This is a genomic window from Actinokineospora lacus, assembly GCF_053813445.1.
The window spans coordinates 506,658-521,595 of sequence record NZ_JBQERA010000005.1 but is presented as its reverse complement, the minus strand read 5'-3'; the positions used below and the strand labels follow the sequence as shown (position 1 = coordinate 521,595).

The window sequence follows — 14,938 nt, the reverse complement described above, 5'->3', positions numbered from 1 at the left end:
CGATTACCACGAAGCGGAGGAGTGCTCGACTTCGAGGATTTCCCGGGTTAGCATCGTCGATCGTCCTGGTCGCCGCCGTGGTGATCGCGACGGGGAGGACGTCCTATGCTCGTCCGCGCAGCACAATCCAGGCGCAGCACACCCGCGGCGCCGGAGGGCGGTCCGGTCCTGCGGGTGCTCGGGCCGCTGGCGGTGACTTCCAAGGCGGATCAGCAGGTGGTCGTGCCCGGACGACTGCGGCGGCTGCTGGCCGGTCTGCTGGTGAAAGCGAACACCGTGGCCACTGCCGACTACCTGGCCGAAGTGGTGTGGGGCCATGAGCAACCCGTGCATGTCGAGGCGGCTCTGCAAACCCTCGTCTCCCGGCTGAGGGGCAAGTTGCGCGAGACGGGGTGGCAGTCCCAGTTGGCCACCAGCCCGCCCGGCTACCTCCTCGACCTGCGAGGCGGCGACTTGGACGCCGCCCTGTTCCGGGCCCGGGTCGCCGAGGGCCGGGCCACGGCCCGCCATGACCCGAGCGCGGGCGCGCGGCTCATCGACGAGGGCTTGGCCCTCTGGACGGGACGGGCCTACGGCGAGTTCGCCGATGACGAGTTCGCCGCCACCGAGGTGTCCGCGCTGCACGAGTTGCGCGGCGTGGCCTTGGAGGAGCGGGCAGAGGTCGCCTTGCTGATCGGGCAGCCGGAGGACGCGCTGCGCTTCGCCGAGCAGCTGATCGGGGAGCAGCCGCTGCGAGAACAGGCGTTCGGCCAGGTGATGACCGCGCTCTGCCGCACGGGCAGGCAGGCCGACGCGGCCCGGAGGTTCAGCGAGTACCAGCGGGCCATCGACGAGGAGTTGGGGCTGGAGCCCTCGGCCGCGCTGCGCGACTTGGCACAGCGGCTGCTGCCGCACCATCGGCGGCCCGCGCCGGGGGGAACGGCGGTCGTGGTGGGCCCCCGCGTCCCGGCACCTCCCGCGGGCGGTTCCAGGAGGTTCGGCGATCCCCTGGTCGGCCGTGAGCACGACACCGCCGCGGCCCTTCAGGAGATGCGCACGGGAGCGGGGGTGCTCACGCTGCTGGGCGCGGGTGGCGTCGGCAAGTCACGCGTGGCGTCAGCGGTGGCCGCGGACTTGGCCGCCGAGTTCCCCGGGGGCGTCTGCACGGTCGACGTGGCGCCGCTCATGGGACGTGCGGCGGTGGGGAAACCAGACCCCTTGGTCCGTGCGGTGGTCGACGCGCTCCAGGACCACCCCCAAGCCAACGGCCGCGCCGACCTGCTCGACCACCTGCGCCAGAAGCGGATGCTGCTCGTGCTCGACAACGCCGAGCACGCTGTGGACGACGCCGCGGGACTGGTGGAGGCCATCACGCGGACGTGTCCGGGGGTCGCGGTCCTGCTCACCTCCCGGAGCCCCCTGGCCATCCCGGTGGAGCAAGTCCACCCGGTGCTGCCGTTGGCACTGCCCGCGCCGCGGGACGACCACGACGCGGTTCTCGGCAACCCCGCGGTGCGCCTGTTCCTCCACCACGCCGCGGCCGCCGCGCCGCGCTTCCGGAACGCGGAGGCGAGGATCAGCGACGTGGCGGAGCTGTGCAGGCGGCTGGACGGGGTCCCCCTGGCCATCGAACTCGCCGCGGGCCTCATGTCCGCCCTCACTCCCGCCGAGATCATGACCATGCTCCCCTACCGGTTCGGGCTGATGCCGAACGCCCAGCGGTTCGCCCCGCAGCGACACCAGACGCTGCACGCCTCGGTCGAATGGTCCTATCGGCACTTGGACGAGCGTGACCGCGCGATCTACGACCGGGTGTCGGTTCTCACCCCCGTGTTCACCGCCCGGCACGCCGCGGCGGTGACAGGGCTGGACCTGTTCACCGTGGTCGAACGACTCGACGGGCTCGTGGAGCGCTCGCTGCTGACCGTGGGCGGCACCGCTTCCGGGGAGACCACGACCTACGCGATGCTGTACCCGCAGCGCGCCTACGGGTTGGCGCGCCTGGCCGTGACGGGGGCCGCGGACACGGCTCGTCACCGCGCCAGGGATCTCGCCCGCCTTCGGCGACTGGGCCGGGAGCTGACCCCGTTCCACCCCGTCGCTCCCGGCCTGCTCGGCAGCCCGGGAGGGGTGCGGCCGCCCTGCGCCGCCCATGCCCGCGAGGTCCGCTGCGTCCCGGCGCTGCCGTAGTCCGCGCGCGGACTCACGACGACCGGCGTTGCCCGGGCTGCGCGCGCCTGCGCGACCACTCGTCGAGGAGCGTGTCCATCCAGCGGGAGTGCAGCACCACCAGCCCGATGTCGAGGTTGGCGCGGCACCCTTTGATGCGCTTGCTGGTCTCGGCCATGGCGCTGGCCAGTTCGGCTGAGGAGAGATCGGCGACGAGGCCGTCACGGGGGCTCATGGCTGCTCCGGTTCCGCAGAGGTCTGTGTCGCGATTACGCCGCCACTCGGAGGGTCGGTTCCCGCGGGAGGCGGTCCGCATACGCGCGCGGGTGCCCGCTTGGATCAGGAACATGCCGGGGATCACGGAGTGGATCTCGCGGTGCCGGGAGGAGAGATCCCGGTTGCCCTTCCGCCTCGCCGTCACAGCGGAGCGGACGCGGAAGGGGCATCGCACGCGGACAAGGGATGTCGAACGTTGCGCGGCGGGTTGGGGATGGGCCGGGTTCCCGTCTGCTAGCCCCGTCGCGGTTCCGCTCGGCCGTGGCGGCCGCTCAGGCGGGCTCGCGGGTGTACTCGTGCTCCACGTCCACGTCACGGAATCCCAGCCGCCGGTACCAGGCCGACGGCCAGTCGTCGGCGTCTGCCCGGATGAACGCGATGTCCGCGCCCGCCGCGCGGGCGCGGCGCAGCGCGGCCACCACGACGGCGATCGCCAGTCCCCGCGCTCGGTGCTCCGGCCTGGTGTACACGTCCTCGATCTGGGCGACGCCGTCCGCGATCCGGAGCTGGGCGCGGCAGAGGACCTCCGTTCCGGCGCGCACGGCGAGCAGGGTGAGCTCGGCGTGGCGTGAGACGAGCGTCGTCCTGTCCGCCAGCTGCGCGGCTTCTTCGTCGGTGATGTACGGGAACAGCGCCTTCTGGTCGTCGATGAGGGAGGGCCGCAGCGCGGTGAAGTCCAGCTCCTCCACCGCGGCGGTGTCGACCGCGGGCAGGTCTCCGGTGTGGACCATCGTGATGATGCGGCAGGGCGCGGCGTACCCCGCCGCGCTGAACGCCCGCGCGCACTCGGGCACCACCTCGCCCTGGAACCAGACCAAGCGGTGCCGGTGCCCGGCCAGCGCGCCGAGCGCCGCGTCCGCTTCCGCCAGCACGTCGTCGGGATCAGCCGCCTCGGTCACCAGGATCCGGTTGTGCTCCCACGAGACCGGGAAGTGGTGCTGGTTGAGGGCGTACCCCCATCCGAGGTGGGTCACATCGGTGGCCTGGGCGAGGGCCAGCGCCAAGGAGAAGCCGCGGATGCGCCGCAGTGATCCGGGATCGACCGCGTAACCCGCGCCGTCATGTGTGTTCATCGCTGCTCCGCCACCGAAGGATGCCCTGCCGCCCCACGTACGCGGACCGGGGTTGGTGCGGTTCCTGGCGGTCCGCCCGCACCCGGAACCGCTGTGCCCCGACCGCCGTACCACTGGCGAGCAGACGGAGGTGCGGTGTGCGGGTGTTCAGGACTGTCCTGGCGATCGCGGCAGCGGGGGTGGTGCTCGGCGTGCAGTTCGCGGCACTGGCCCCGCCCGCGGTGGCCGAGCCCGTGGACGACGCGGCCGGGGCGCTGGCGGCGGCATCAGTGTGGGTGCACCCTGACGCGGGTAGGCGGGTGGACGTCACCGCCGTGGCCGCGGTGATCGGGGACGCCCCGGTGAAGATCGCCATCCTGCCCGCGGGCCCGAGCGTGGGCCAGGTCCGGGTGCTGCCGAGGCAGCTGGCGGGCAGGTTGCCGGGCAACACCGTGGCGGTGATCGCGGGCCGGTACTTCTACGCGGGCTCGGACGTGCTGTGCGCCGATCAAGCCGGGCGCGCGGCATCCAAGTCGATCGATGCGAACGAGGAGTTCCTCGACGCGGACGGCAACAGCGACCTCACCGAGGCGCTGATCGACTTCGCCACGGCCGTCAAGGCAGCGCCCAGCTGCTCTTCGGGGCCGCAGGCTCGGGCAGCCGAGGATGGCAGCGGGGGCGGGGTCCTGGCCTCGGTGGCGACCGGGTTGGGCGCGGGGGCGACCGCGGTCCTGGCCTGGATCGGGGTCGTGCGCTCCCGAACGCGCGCGGAGGTCTCAGCGCACGACGCGCAGGCCCGCGCGGCGGTCGAGCGGCTGGGCCGCGCCCTCACCGACCTTCCCCCGGATGACGCCACGACCGCGCGTGACCGCCACGACGAGGCGCAGGTGCTGCTGGCCGCGGCCAGCACCAGAGAACAGTTCAGCACGGCGCACCGCTTGGCCCGCGAAGGGCTCGCCGCCCTCGGCCGGACGGGCGCGGACAACGGGGAGGACAGATGACGCGACCACTGCCGCCCGCCGGGCGCGACGCCGGGGTGGCCAAGGTGACCAGGGTGACGATCGGCGTCGTCGCGGCGGGGATCGCCGGGACGCTCGGCCTGGGCGCCGCCATCGCGGCCGCGGCGCCGCCGCCGAAGCAGGCAGGCGACTACAGCACCGAGATCGCGAAGGCCCCCACCCGCGCGCCCGGCACCGGCGAGGCGGAGCCACCCCCAGACGGGGGCGGTCAGGGGCCCGAACCCACGCTCGTGCCGCCCGATGACCGGCCGGAGAGCTCCAGCGGGGACGAGGACACCACCTCGGGGGGTTCGTGATGGACGGGGTCGGGTTCGCCGCGCTCGGCACGACGGCGCACCTGCTGGTGGATGACCCGGCAGCGTTGGCCGAGGCCGAGGCGGTGCTGCGCGCGTTCCTCGCCGACCTGGACCGCGCGTGCAGCCGGTTCCGGTCGGACTCGGCACTGTCGGAGCTGAACGCCCGCCGGTCGGGGAGCGGGCTGGACCCGCTGCTCTACGGGGCGCTGGAGGCCGCGATGGCGGTGGCCGAGGAGACCGGGGGGCTGACCGTGCCCTCGATGGGAGCCTGCCTGGTCGCTGTCGGCTACGACCGCACCTTCGCCGACATGCCCGCCGACGTCGGCGCGGTGCGGCCGCTCCCCGGTCCCGGCTGGCGGGGCATCCGGCTCGATCCCGCGACCCGCGCGGTGCGCCTGCCCGACGGCGTCCGGCTCGACCTGGGCGCCACGGCGAAGGCATGGGGCGCCGACCGGGCGGCCGCCCTGCTGGCCGAGCGGTTCGGCTGCGCGGTCCTGGTCAACCTGGGCGGCGACGTGGCCGTCGCGGGCACGGCTCTGCCGTGGCGGGTGCGGGTCGCTGACGACCACCGCGCCAGTGGTGGTGGGCAGGTCGTGACCATCAGGTCCGGCGGTGTGGCCACGTCCAGCACCGCCGTGCGCGCCTGGCGCGGCGGCGGGGAGGTCCTGCACCACATCCTCGACCCGCTCACGGGCATGCCCGCCCGCCGGGTGTGGCGCACGGTCTCGGTCACCGCGCGCACCTGCGCGGCCGCCAACGCCGCCGCCACCGCCGCCGTGGTGCTGGGCGAACGCGCACCGGCATGGCTTGCCGCCCTCGACCTGCCCGCCCGGCTGGTCGCCCCCGACCGCACGGTCACCCGCGTGGCGGGATGGCCTGCCGAAGCCCTGGAGGCAGCGTGAACCCCGGCCCCGCCGCGCACACGGCCGCGCCCCTGATCTCGGAGAGCACGTACTGGTACCTGTCCAGGGCCAGCGGGTTCGTCTCACTGGCCGCGTTCACCGCGGTGATGGCGCTGGGCCTGCTGACCGCGGGCCGGGTGGCGTCGCCCCGCTGGCCCCGGTTCGTCACCGAGGCCCTGCACCGCAACGTGTCGCTCTTCGCCATCGCCCTGGTCGCGCTGCACGCGGTCGTCATCACCGCCGACGAGTACGTCAAGATCGGCCTGGTCGACGTCGTGGTGCCGTTCACGGCGGACTACCGGCCGCTGTGGCTGGGGCTGGGCACGATCGCCTTCGACACCATGGTGGCCGTCTTGGTCACCAGCCTGCTGCGCGCGCGGCTGGGATTCCGCGTGTGGCGGGCGGTGCACTGGCTGGCGTACGCGGGCTGGCCGATCGCGCTGGCCCACACCGTCGGGCTGGGCACCGACCGCCTCTGGGTGCTGGTCGTGGTGGGTGCGAGCGTGCTCACCGTCCTGGTGTGTGGCGGGTACCGGTTGGCGGGCTGGCGCCGGATCGCCGTGCGGAGGCCGGTGTGAGCGCCCCGGCACCCGTCCGCCACGACAGCGGCCCCCGCCTGCTGCGGCACTGGGCGGCCACCGGCCGCGAGTGCGGCTTGGCCGAGCACGCCCAGCTGCACGGGCCGCAACCCCTGCCCGCCGTGCCGGACCTGATCCGCGCCGTCGGCGAGTCCGGACTGCGCGGGCGCGGTGGGGCGTGGTTCCCCGCCGGGCGCAAGCTGGGCGCGGTGGCCGAGAACGCCCAGGCCGCGGGTGCGGCGCACGTGATCGTCAATGGCGCCGAGAGCGAACCCGCGGCGGGCAAGGACAAGCTGCTGCTCGCCGTGGTCCCGCACCTGGTGCTCGACGGAGCGGAGCTGGCCGCGCTCGCGGTCGGCGCCGGGCGGATCACCGTGTGCGTGCACCGGGGAACGGGCCTGGCGGACCGGGTCCGGCACGCCGTGGCCGAACGGGTCGCCGCCCGCTGGGGCGGCGGTGTCCCGGTGGATGTCGTCGAACCGCCGCGCTGGTACGTCTCCAGCGAGTCCACCGCCCTGGCGAACTTCGTCGGCGGCGGTCCTGGCAAGCCGCGGTCGGTGTCGAGTTACAAGTCCGGCGTCGACGGGAAGCCCACTCTTGTCTCCAATGTGGAGACGTTGGCGCACTTGGCGCAGATCGCGCGGTACGGCCCGGCCTGGTTCCGCGCCATCGGCACGGCCGAGTCACCCGGGACGGCGCTGTACTCGGTGACCGGCGCGGTGCGCCGCGCAGGCGTCCACGAGCTGCCCGTCGGCGCCACCGGCCGGGAGATCCTGGCCGCGGCGGGCGGGCCCAGCACACCCGTGCAGGCCGTCCTGGTCGGTGGGTACGGGGGCAACTGGGTCACCGCGGAGGAACTCCGGCTGCCCTTCTCCCCGGACGGCCTCGCGGCCATCGGCGCCTCACCGGGCGCGGGCGTGCTCGCCGTCCTGCCACCGGATGTGTGCGGCCTGGCCGAGACGGTGCGGATCGCTTCGTGGATGGGAGCGCAGAACGCGCGGCAGTGCGGTCCGTGCTTCAACGGGCTGCCCGCCATCGCCGACGACCTGGCCAGGGTCACGTGGGGCGGCGACCGGACCTCGCTCGACCGGCTGCGCTTCCGAATGGCGCGGGTGGACCGGCGGGGGGCGTGCGCGCACCCTGACGGCGTGGTCCGCCTGGTGGGCAGCGCGCTGCGGGTCTTCGGCGACCACATCGGCCTGCACCTGCGCCATCATGGCTGCCCGCACTCGCACCGGCGGTCCTACTTCCCCCTGCCCACGTTGCCGGACCGCGCGGAAGGATGGCGATGAGCGCCCGCATCGAGGTCGACATGATCGCCTGCGACGGCCACGGCGTCTGCGCCGAGCTGCTGCCCGAGCGGATCGGGCTGGACGAGTGGGGTTATCCGGTGATCGACTCCACTGCCGTGCCGCCGGAGCTGGGCAGGCACGCGCGCCGCGCCGTCGCCCTCTGCCCGAGGCTTGCCCTGCGCCTGCGGGAGAGCCGGTGAGGGATTCGCGCCGCGACCCAACCGCCGGACCGTGAGCCGAGCGCTCCTGGTGGACGGCCGCACAGCCGCGAAACAACAGGAGAGCGGCCGCACCGAGGGTGCGGCCGCTCTCCTGTTCCGCTGGCCTAGAACGGGTCCGGCTACGGGTCGTCCTGCGGGGCGACCTTGTCAACAGCGCTCTTGGACTCGAACGGATCGTCAGCAAGCTCTCAGCGCGGGGCTCACCAGCGCGCGGAGGTCGTGCAGGGCCCTGTGGGCGCGGGACTTGACAGTCCCCTTCGGCAGACCCAGGCGGGCCGCCGCCTCCGCGATGGTCGAACCGCGGTAGAAGATCTCGACCACGACGTCCCGCTTGTCCGGTGTCAGTTGGTGGAGCAGGTCGGCCATGGTGAGCGCGGTGGTGATCTCGTCCCAGCGGTCGGTCCCGGTGCGACCTTGCGGGAGCGCGGTGTCAGCGACCTCGGTCGGCCGCGCGGCCCTCGCCCGCACCCGGTCGATGACCAGGTGGCGGGCGACGGTCAGCAGCCACCCGCGGACCGCGCTGGATTCGGCGCGCAGAGTTCCCCGGTGGCGCCACGCGCGGAGCAGCGTCTCCTGGGCGATGTCCTCCGCCCCCGACCAGTCACCGGTGAGGCCCCGGACGAACCTGAGGAGGGCGATCCAGTGGTCGCGGTAGAGGGCTCGCAGGAGAGCGTCCCCCGATGCCCAACCAACCGCGTGTTCCGGATCCTCAACGCTCACGGTCATGGCGATCACCTGCTTGCAGAGCGTGCGGGCCGCCCGGCGGCACAGCCGGTCGAGCGGGTCGATGACCTCCGGAGCCTGCCTCCGCCGCCTGTCGCGCGGCTTTCACGGACTTTCAGAGGACCGAGACGGTTCTGACGCCTCAGTGGAGGACGACAGGCAGCTCCGCGGGCCCGCGGAGCATGTAGCCGCCGGGCGGGTAGACGGGGGTGAAGCCCGAGGCCAACCGCATTCCGGGGAAGCGGACGGCCAGCGTCCGCAAGGCGGTCTCCAGTTCGAGGCGGGCGAGGGGGGCACCCGCGCAGAAGTGGGTGCCGTAGCCGAACGCGAGGTGCTTCCGGGCGTCCGGGCGGTCGAGGTCGAAGGTGTCCGGGTCCACCACCGTCCCCGGGTCGCGACCGGGGGCGCCGGTCATCAAGTGCACCCGGGCTCCCGCGGGGATGAGCGCACCGCCCAGCGCGACGTCCACCAGCGCGTGGCGAGTGGTGCCCTGCGCACCGGAGTCGTGCCGCAACCCCTCCTCCGCGGCGGCCGCGGCGAGGTCGGGGTTCTCCACCAGCCTGGCCCACTGGCCCGGGTTGGACAGCAGCTGGAACAGGACGTTGGTGAGGGTGTTCATGACGGTCTCGTATCCCGCCGCGAGCAGGAACCGCAGCGCGGCGACGGCCTGCGAGCGGGCGCAGGTCCCGGCCCCACCGCTGCCGCCAGGTCCGAGGCGAGGTCGGACCGCGGCTCACCGGTGCGCGCGGCGAGCAACTCCCGCAGGTAGGTGTCGTAGGCGACCACGGTGCGCGCGCAGGCGAGCTGGGCTTCGGGGTCCAAGGGAACGACCAGCAACGCCATCCACTGGTTGTGCCAGTCCTTGATGGTGGTGTGGTCATCCAGCGGCAGACCGATGATGTCGCAGACGATCCGCATCGGAAGCGCGTAGGCGAACTCCGCGACCAGGTCGGCGGTGTCCCCGGTGAGGCTGTCCGCCAATTCCTCGGAGACCCGCCGCACGAAAGGGGTCAGCTCCGCCAGCCGCCGTGGCGAGAACCGGCTCATCACCACGTCGCGGACGCCGGTGTGCTCGGGTGGGTCCATCGCCAGCAGGGCCCGGGTGAAGTAGTCACTGCCTCGCAGCACTTCCTGGCACTCCGGCGTCAGGTCGAAGTCGCTGTCGAAGTTGCGGCGCGTGGAGAACCGCCGGTCGTCGCGGAGGATGGCCATGATCTCGGCCTGCCCGGTGATTACCCACAGGTCCATGGACGCCACGTGCGCCACCGGCGCGTCGGCACGAGCCCACGCGTAGGTCTCGAAGATGTCGCCCATGAAATCGGCTCGCGCTGAGCTCAAGCGTTCGGCGGCCGTCACCGGACAGGCCTTCGGGTTGATCCAGCCATGATCGCGCCCCTCTCGTCCGACCCGTTCGAACGCACCTTGCCGGTGGGTGCTTTCTCTGGGCTTTCACGAGCACGAGCAGCGTGTGATCATCTTGGAAGGCCGGGATCAGATGACGAATGCGGCCATGCAGGGCAGCCGCCTGTGAATCACGTGGTTCCGGCATCCCCCGCGGAACCGATCAGGTCGAGGCACCCGTACTCCGGGGGACATCGCTCGGGAGTGGCGAGGCGCGGAGGGCGTGGGATGGACGCGGTCATGACCCGTGGAACGCTCCGAGCGGGGTGGCTGGCCCCGTTCCTGCTGGTCTCGGCGATCTGGGGCTGCAGCTTCATGTTCATCAAGGTCGCGGTGGAGGCCCTCCACCCCGCCTATGTGGCCGCGGGCCGCGTGTGGCTCGGCGCGGCCACCCTATTGGTAATCATGGGATGTCTACGCCTGCGCCTCCCCCGCGAACCGGTCCTGTGGGGACATCTCGCGGTGGCGGCCGTGTTCGGCAATGTCATCCCGTTCCTGCTGTTCGCCTATGCCGAGCGGCAGGTGCCCTCCATCGTGGCCGGACTGTGGAACGCCGCCGTGCCCGTGACCACGATGCTGGCGGCCTGGGCCGTGGTGCGCGTGGAGAAGCCCACTCGCCGTTCCCTGGCGGGCTTGGCCGTGGGGGTGACCGGAGTGGCCATATTGCTCGGCCCCTGGCAGACCCTTCCGGCCGCTCAGGCGGGCGGCCACCTGGCCTGCCTCGGCGCGGTGGTGAGCTACGCGTTCGCCATCGCGTACACGGCCCGCCACCTGACGACGCGGCCTGAACCGATTCCGGCGCTGATCGCCTGCCAGTTCGTGATCGGGTCGGCGGTTCTCGTCATCGCCGCGCCGTTGCTGGCGGGCGGCGCGCCTGGCACCTCAGCGCTCACCCCTCCGGTCGTGGGCAGCATGGTGGCACTCGGGGTGTTCGGTTCCGCGGTGGCCTACCTGGTCAACCACCACCTGCTGCGCACCGTCGGACCGGTCGTGGCGACACTGTCGACCTATTTGGTCCCCGTGTTCTCCACCGTCGCGGGACTCGTCGTGCTCGGTGAACGTCTCGACTGGAACCAACCCGTAGGAGGGGCTGTCATCGTGACCGCGGTTGCCATCGCCGCTCGCCCTCCAACCAGTTAGACACCAAGGATCCGCTTCGTCGCGAACGGACCCTCCGCCCGTACGGGGTGTAACAATGACGGCCACGTGGTCAACATCCGCAGCAACAGAGGCAGGCGTGCCCATGCACACAGACGACCTGCGAGCCGAATCGCACGAAGTGCGCGTCCGAGCGCTGGGAGCGCTCGAACTCGTCGTTCCGGGGAACTCGCCGGAGGTCCTGCCGTTCCGGTCCGGCAAGCCCCGCAGGCTGCTCGCCGCCCTCCTCATCGGGTTCGACACCGTCGTCAGCTCGGATGCCCTGGCAGAGGTCATCTGGGGTGATTCGCCCCCCGTGCACGTCGACGCGTCTCTGCAGACGGTGATGTCGCGACTGCGCAACAACCTCCGCGCGGTGGGACTCGGGGCCGCCCTGCTCACCCGCCAACCCGGCTACCTCCTGCACGTCGACCCGGAGGCCTTCGACGTGACCCGGTTCCGGGCCAGGGCCCGGGAGGGGCGCGAACTCCTCGGGGTCGACCCGGCCCGGGCCGCGGCGCGCCTGGACGAGGGACTGCGGCTCTGGCGCGGACCGGCGTTCGCGGAGTTCACCGATGACGCCTTCGCCGCCGCCGAGGTGGCCAACCTCGACGAACTGCGCATCGGGGCCTTGGAGGACCGGGCCGAGGTGGCGCTCGCGCTCGACCGTCCGACCGAGGCGATCGCCCTGCTCGAGCGCATCGTCGCGGAGTCCCCGCTGCGTGAGCGGCCCCGGTCGCTGCTCATGCTGGCCCTCTACCGTGACGGCAGGCAGGCGGACGCCCTCTCGGCCTTCCGCCGCTACCGCACGCTGCTGGCCGAGCAGTTGGCACTCGAGCCGTCCACCGCGGTGCGAGAACTCGAAGGCCGCATCCTGCGACAGGACCCCGCGCTGCTGTCCCGCCCCGGGGACGCGGTCACGGTGGTCGCCGAGTCGGTCATGGCCCAAGAGTGGCGCCCGCCGGGCAACATCCCCAGCACACCCGCCACGCTCGTCGGCCGCGACGACGTCTTGGCGCAGATGGCGGCGAGGCTGCGCGCCCAGTGGGCCCTGACGCTGACCGGGCCCGGGGGCGTCGGCAAGACCCGCTTGGCCGTGGCCGCCGCGCAGCACCAGGTACGGGAGGGGAAGTACCCGGACGGCGTGTGGCTGGTCGAGTTGGCGCCACTGACGCCCACCGCGTCGGTGGCCGACGCGGTCCTCACCGTGCTGGCCGTGCAGCGGGGGGGCACCACCAGCGCCACGGCTCGGCTGGTCGACTACCTGCGACCTCGGCGGATGCTGCTCGTGCTCGACAACTGCGAGCACGTCGTGGAAGCCGTGGCCGACCTCGTGCACGAGTTGGTGAGCCAGTGCCCCGACTTGGCCGTGCTGACCACCTCCAGGGTGCCGTTGGGCATCGAGGCCGAGCAGATCAACCCGGTGCAGCCCCTCTCGCTGAGCCAACCCGACGGGGACGGCCACTCCGACGCCGTCCGGCTCTTCCTCGACCGGGCCCGCTCGGTGGCGCCCGCGTTCAAGGCAGAGGGGCGGGCGCTGGAGGCCGTCAGCGAAGTGTGCCGCAGGCTCGACGGAATGCCGCTGGCCATCGAGCTCGCAGCGGGCCGGATGCGCTTCATGACCCCGGCCGAGATCGTGGAGTGTCTGCCGGACCGCTTCCGATTCCTGCGCAACCCGTACCGGCTCGCCGCCGAGCGCCACCAGACCCTGCAGACGGTGGTCGACTGGTCCTACCAGCTGCTCTCGCCCGAGGACCAGGTCCTGTTCGAACGGCTCTCGGTGTTCGCCGCGGGCTTCACCGCCCTCGACGCCGCCGCCGTCTCCGGCATCGACCGGATGTCGATCGTGGAGCGGATCGGCGGGCTGGTGGACCGGTCGATGGTGGTCGCGTCCACCGACGACACGGGGTCCTCGACGACCTACTTCCTGCTCGAGACGCTGCGGGCCTTCGGGCGTGACCGGTTGGCCAAGCGCGGCGACGCGGTGGCCGCTCACCGGGCCCACGCCGAGCGGATGCACGAGATCGTCCGAGCCGGAGAGATCCGCATTCTGGCGGAGGACTGCGGGCAGTGGATCGCGAACATCTCCAAGCGGATCGATGACGTCCGCACGGCGCACTCCTGGGCGCTCGAGCACGACCTCGGCCTGGCCCTGCGACTGGTGGTGGGTCTGGTCAACTGGGCCGAGCTGCAGATGCCGGGAGAGATCGCGGGCTGGGCGGAGGAGACGGTCCAGCGGTGGGAGAGCTCGGGCTCCCCGCAGGACCGCCCCCTCGCGGGCGTCGCCTTGGCCGTCGCGGTCGGCTGCGCCCGGTACCGCAGCGACTTCGTGGCGGCCCGGGCCCTGGCCGACCGCGCGGAGGCCCTGCTCGATGAGGACGACCCGCGCCGCCGCTACGTCGGGCAGCCGATGGCCGAACTCGCCCTGCTCTCCGGCGACCTGGGAGGCGCCGTGGCGATGTCCGAGCAGGTGGTGCGCTGGTCGGAGGAAGCCGACGACGACATGCGCAAGGGCTACGCCGTCGTCCTGCTGTGCCTCGCGGAAGCCTACGGCGGGAACCCCGCGAGAGGACTCGCGATGACCCGCGAGCTTCGCGCCGAGACCCGCTCGGCACCGGTCGCGGCCTGGACCACCTACCTGCTGGGCGAGGTGATCCTGGAAGACGACCCCGCCCGCGCCGAGCCCCTGCTCAGCGAGGCGCTCGCGCTGGGCTTCCGCAACAATGACCGCTGCCTGGTCGGGGCCGCCATGACGTCGCTGGCATCGGTGTACATGCGCCGAGGAGATCCCCGGCGGGCGGTGCCGCTCTACCGCGAGGTCGTCGAGCACTGGAACCGCACAGGCAACTGGCTGCAGCAGTGGGCGGGCATCCGCGGGGTCGTCTTCCTGCTGGCCCGCTTGGGAGACCACGCGGGGGCGGTCACCCTGCTCAGCGCGGTGCGCAGCCACACCATGGCCGTCCCGGAGTTCGGGGCGGACGCCGAACGGCTCCGCGCGCTGGAGGCGGAGTTCGCCACGCACCTGGGCGGCGACGAGATCGCCGCCCTCTCGGCCGAAGGGGCGGATATGGGCGTCGCCGCCGTCCTGAGACTGGCCCTCGACCGCTTGGCGGCCTTCACCGAGCCGCTCTCGGAGGCGGTGTGAGGCGCGTGAAAGCGCCGTGGAAGTTCGCTTTGACACCCTTCTTCAGCCACTGAACGCGATCGGAGAAGCCATGGCTGAGGAGCTGATCCCCACCACCGACAGGCGGAGAGTGTCGAAGGACCTCTTCTGGAACCTGCGCACGGCCCAATGGGAAACCAGGAACGCCCCGGAGCGGGTGGTCCACTCCGCGTGGTTGCCCGCTTCCCCACCCCGCCCCCAGCCGCGGTAACGGAAGCCAAATCTCCACGCACGCGCTGTTCGCTGCTGTAATCAGTGCACAGCTCCCGATCCCTGCCACAGCATCGAGGGCGCGGTGATCAGCCATGACACGACCGCTACGGAAACACGTCATCGGCGAGCAGGCACCCCTTGAGGGCGCGACACATGAACGACATGCGCCGCGCCCTCAAGGTGAATCACAGGACCAGCCTGGAGCAACATCAAGAAAAAGATGATTTTCCATTATCCAAACCGGCCCTCATGAGCTATTCAACACCCTACTCCGCGGGTCCGGTAACGCTACCGCAGGATTCGGCGGACGCCGGCGAAGGCTCTCCCTCTTGGACTGACCTGTACCTGAAAGTCGCCGCATCGAGACGCTGGCGGTCCGAGCCGATCCAGAACGATCGCGTGCCGATAGCCTTTCGTGTTTCCCCCGTAAAGGGATGGTCTTCCCACAGGGCGCAGGCGTACACCGATTCTCCTGGCGCCGGACAGTAGCGGAAGTAGTAGTGCGTTTGGGGCACTG

General features: G+C 72.2%; 15 protein-coding genes. 10 read left to right on the top strand and 5 right to left on the bottom strand.

The annotated features are described in order from the left end of the window. Positions 1-105 precede the first annotated feature (105 nt). A complete protein-coding gene (locus ACTG9Q_RS15630; RefSeq protein WP_455573495.1) occupies positions 106-2,169 on the top strand; it encodes an AfsR/SARP family transcriptional regulator in 2,064 nt (687 codons plus the stop codon). 13 nt (positions 2,170-2,182) lie between these two features. Here ACTG9Q_RS15630 and ACTG9Q_RS15625 read toward each other — a convergent pair whose 3' ends face one another. Together ACTG9Q_RS15625 and ACTG9Q_RS15620 are read right to left on the bottom strand one after the other, a co-directional pair. Continuing rightward, positions 2,183-2,383 carry a hypothetical protein gene (locus ACTG9Q_RS15625; RefSeq protein ID WP_455573494.1) on the bottom strand — a complete coding sequence of 67 codons (201 nt, stop codon included), beginning with the start codon at positions 2,381-2,383 and terminating at the stop codon, positions 2,183-2,185. A gap of 313 nt (positions 2,384-2,696) precedes the next feature. After that, a complete protein-coding gene (locus ACTG9Q_RS15620) occupies positions 2,697-3,497 on the bottom strand; it encodes a GNAT family N-acetyltransferase (protein ID WP_455573493.1) in 801 nt (266 codons plus the stop codon). Between the two features lie 143 nt (positions 3,498-3,640). Between ACTG9Q_RS15620 and ACTG9Q_RS15615 the strand changes: the two genes are divergently transcribed. Genes ACTG9Q_RS15615 through ACTG9Q_RS15590 form a run of 6 tightly spaced genes read left to right on the top strand, consistent with a single transcriptional unit; the run spans position 3,641 to position 7,763 of the window. Continuing rightward, positions 3,641-4,477, top strand: a complete 837-nt coding sequence (locus tag ACTG9Q_RS15615) for a hypothetical protein (RefSeq protein WP_455573492.1) — start codon at positions 3,641-3,643, stop codon at positions 4,475-4,477. Beyond that, positions 4,474-4,791 (top strand): hypothetical protein, encoded by a 318-nt coding sequence (locus ACTG9Q_RS15610; protein WP_455573491.1) that lies wholly within the window; start codon positions 4,474-4,476, stop codon positions 4,789-4,791. Before ACTG9Q_RS15615 ends, ACTG9Q_RS15610 begins: the two co-directional genes overlap by 4 nt. Then, on the top strand, positions 4,791-5,693 hold the full coding sequence (locus tag ACTG9Q_RS15605) for an FAD:protein FMN transferase (protein ID WP_455573490.1): 903 nt from the start codon (positions 4,791-4,793) through the stop codon (positions 5,691-5,693). Before ACTG9Q_RS15610 ends, ACTG9Q_RS15605 begins: the two co-directional genes overlap by 1 nt. Next, positions 5,690-6,271: a ferric reductase-like transmembrane domain-containing protein gene (locus ACTG9Q_RS15600; RefSeq protein WP_455573489.1), complete on the top strand. Its 582-nt coding sequence runs from the start codon at positions 5,690-5,692 to the stop codon at positions 6,269-6,271. Before ACTG9Q_RS15605 ends, ACTG9Q_RS15600 begins: the two co-directional genes overlap by 4 nt. Beyond that, on the top strand, positions 6,268-7,563 hold the full coding sequence (locus ACTG9Q_RS15595; protein ID WP_455573488.1) for an NADH-ubiquinone oxidoreductase-F iron-sulfur binding region domain-containing protein: 1,296 nt from the start codon (positions 6,268-6,270) through the stop codon (positions 7,561-7,563). Before ACTG9Q_RS15600 ends, ACTG9Q_RS15595 begins: the two co-directional genes overlap by 4 nt. After that, positions 7,560-7,763 carry a ferredoxin gene (locus ACTG9Q_RS15590; protein WP_455573487.1) on the top strand — a complete coding sequence of 68 codons (204 nt, stop codon included), beginning with the start codon at positions 7,560-7,562 and terminating at the stop codon, positions 7,761-7,763. The genes ACTG9Q_RS15595 and ACTG9Q_RS15590 overlap by 4 nt, the downstream gene beginning before the upstream one ends. A gap of 198 nt (positions 7,764-7,961) precedes the next feature. Here ACTG9Q_RS15590 and ACTG9Q_RS15585 read toward each other — a convergent pair whose 3' ends face one another. The 3 genes from ACTG9Q_RS15585 to ACTG9Q_RS15575 all read right to left on the bottom strand — a co-directional run bounded on the left by ACTG9Q_RS15585 (position 7,962) and on the right by ACTG9Q_RS15575 (position 9,821). Further along, positions 7,962-8,510 carry a sigma-70 family RNA polymerase sigma factor gene (locus tag ACTG9Q_RS15585; RefSeq protein ID WP_455573486.1) on the bottom strand — a complete coding sequence of 183 codons (549 nt, stop codon included), beginning with the start codon at positions 8,508-8,510 and terminating at the stop codon, positions 7,962-7,964. 139 nt (positions 8,511-8,649) lie between these two features. After that, complete coding sequence (locus ACTG9Q_RS15580; RefSeq protein ID WP_455573485.1) at positions 8,650-9,126, bottom strand: cytochrome P450; 477 nt, start codon at positions 9,124-9,126, stop codon at positions 8,650-8,652. Then, the gene (locus ACTG9Q_RS15575) at positions 9,123-9,821 is read right to left on the bottom strand and encodes a hypothetical protein (RefSeq protein ID WP_455573484.1); all 699 of its coding nucleotides are present in this window, start codon (positions 9,819-9,821) and stop codon (positions 9,123-9,125) included. The genes ACTG9Q_RS15580 and ACTG9Q_RS15575 overlap by 4 nt, the downstream gene beginning before the upstream one ends. Positions 9,822-9,890: 69 nt before the next feature. Here ACTG9Q_RS15575 and ACTG9Q_RS15570 point away from each other — a divergent pair, with 69 nt between their 5' ends. The 3 genes from ACTG9Q_RS15570 to ACTG9Q_RS15560 all read left to right on the top strand — a co-directional run bounded on the left by ACTG9Q_RS15570 (position 9,891) and on the right by ACTG9Q_RS15560 (position 14,910). After that, positions 9,891-11,048 (top strand): DMT family transporter, encoded by a 1,158-nt coding sequence (locus ACTG9Q_RS15570; RefSeq protein WP_455573483.1) that lies wholly within the window; start codon positions 9,891-9,893, stop codon positions 11,046-11,048. Between the two features lie 103 nt (positions 11,049-11,151). Then, entirely contained in the window at positions 11,152-14,190 is a 3,039-nt protein-coding gene (locus ACTG9Q_RS15565) for a BTAD domain-containing putative transcriptional regulator (protein ID WP_455573482.1), read from the top strand. Positions 14,191-14,574: 384 nt separating this feature from the next. Continuing rightward, positions 14,575-14,910: a hypothetical protein gene (locus tag ACTG9Q_RS15560; RefSeq protein ID WP_455573481.1), complete on the top strand. Its 336-nt coding sequence runs from the start codon at positions 14,575-14,577 to the stop codon at positions 14,908-14,910. Positions 14,911-14,938 lie beyond the last annotated feature (28 nt).

Bases quoted from the DNA above. Each gene is read 5' to 3' on its own strand.
- ACTG9Q_RS15630 (WP_455573495.1), top strand. From the start codon at position 106: ATGCTCGTCCGCGCAGCACAATCCAGGCGCAGCACACCCGCGGCGCCG.
- ACTG9Q_RS15625 (WP_455573494.1), bottom strand. From the start codon at position 2,383: ATGAGCCCCCGTGACGGCCTCGTCGCCGATCTCTCCTCAGCCGAACTG.
- ACTG9Q_RS15620 (WP_455573493.1), bottom strand. From the start codon at position 3,497: ATGAACACACATGACGGCGCGGGTTACGCGGTCGATCCCGGATCACTG.
- ACTG9Q_RS15610 (WP_455573491.1), top strand. From the start codon at position 4,474: ATGACGCGACCACTGCCGCCCGCCGGGCGCGACGCCGGGGTGGCCAAG.
- ACTG9Q_RS15605 (WP_455573490.1), top strand. From the start codon at position 4,791: ATGGACGGGGTCGGGTTCGCCGCGCTCGGCACGACGGCGCACCTGCTG.
- ACTG9Q_RS15590 (WP_455573487.1), top strand. From the start codon at position 7,560: ATGAGCGCCCGCATCGAGGTCGACATGATCGCCTGCGACGGCCACGGC.
- ACTG9Q_RS15585 (WP_455573486.1), bottom strand. From the start codon at position 8,510: ATGACCGTGAGCGTTGAGGATCCGGAACACGCGGTTGGTTGGGCATCG.
- ACTG9Q_RS15580 (WP_455573485.1), bottom strand. From the start codon at position 9,126: ATGAACACCCTCACCAACGTCCTGTTCCAGCTGCTGTCCAACCCGGGC.
- ACTG9Q_RS15575 (WP_455573484.1), bottom strand. From the start codon at position 9,821: ATGGGCGACATCTTCGAGACCTACGCGTGGGCTCGTGCCGACGCGCCG.
- ACTG9Q_RS15570 (WP_455573483.1), top strand. From the start codon at position 9,891: ATGATCGCGCCCCTCTCGTCCGACCCGTTCGAACGCACCTTGCCGGTG.
- ACTG9Q_RS15565 (WP_455573482.1), top strand. From the start codon at position 11,152: ATGCACACAGACGACCTGCGAGCCGAATCGCACGAAGTGCGCGTCCGA.
- ACTG9Q_RS15560 (WP_455573481.1), top strand. From the start codon at position 14,575: ATGAACGACATGCGCCGCGCCCTCAAGGTGAATCACAGGACCAGCCTG.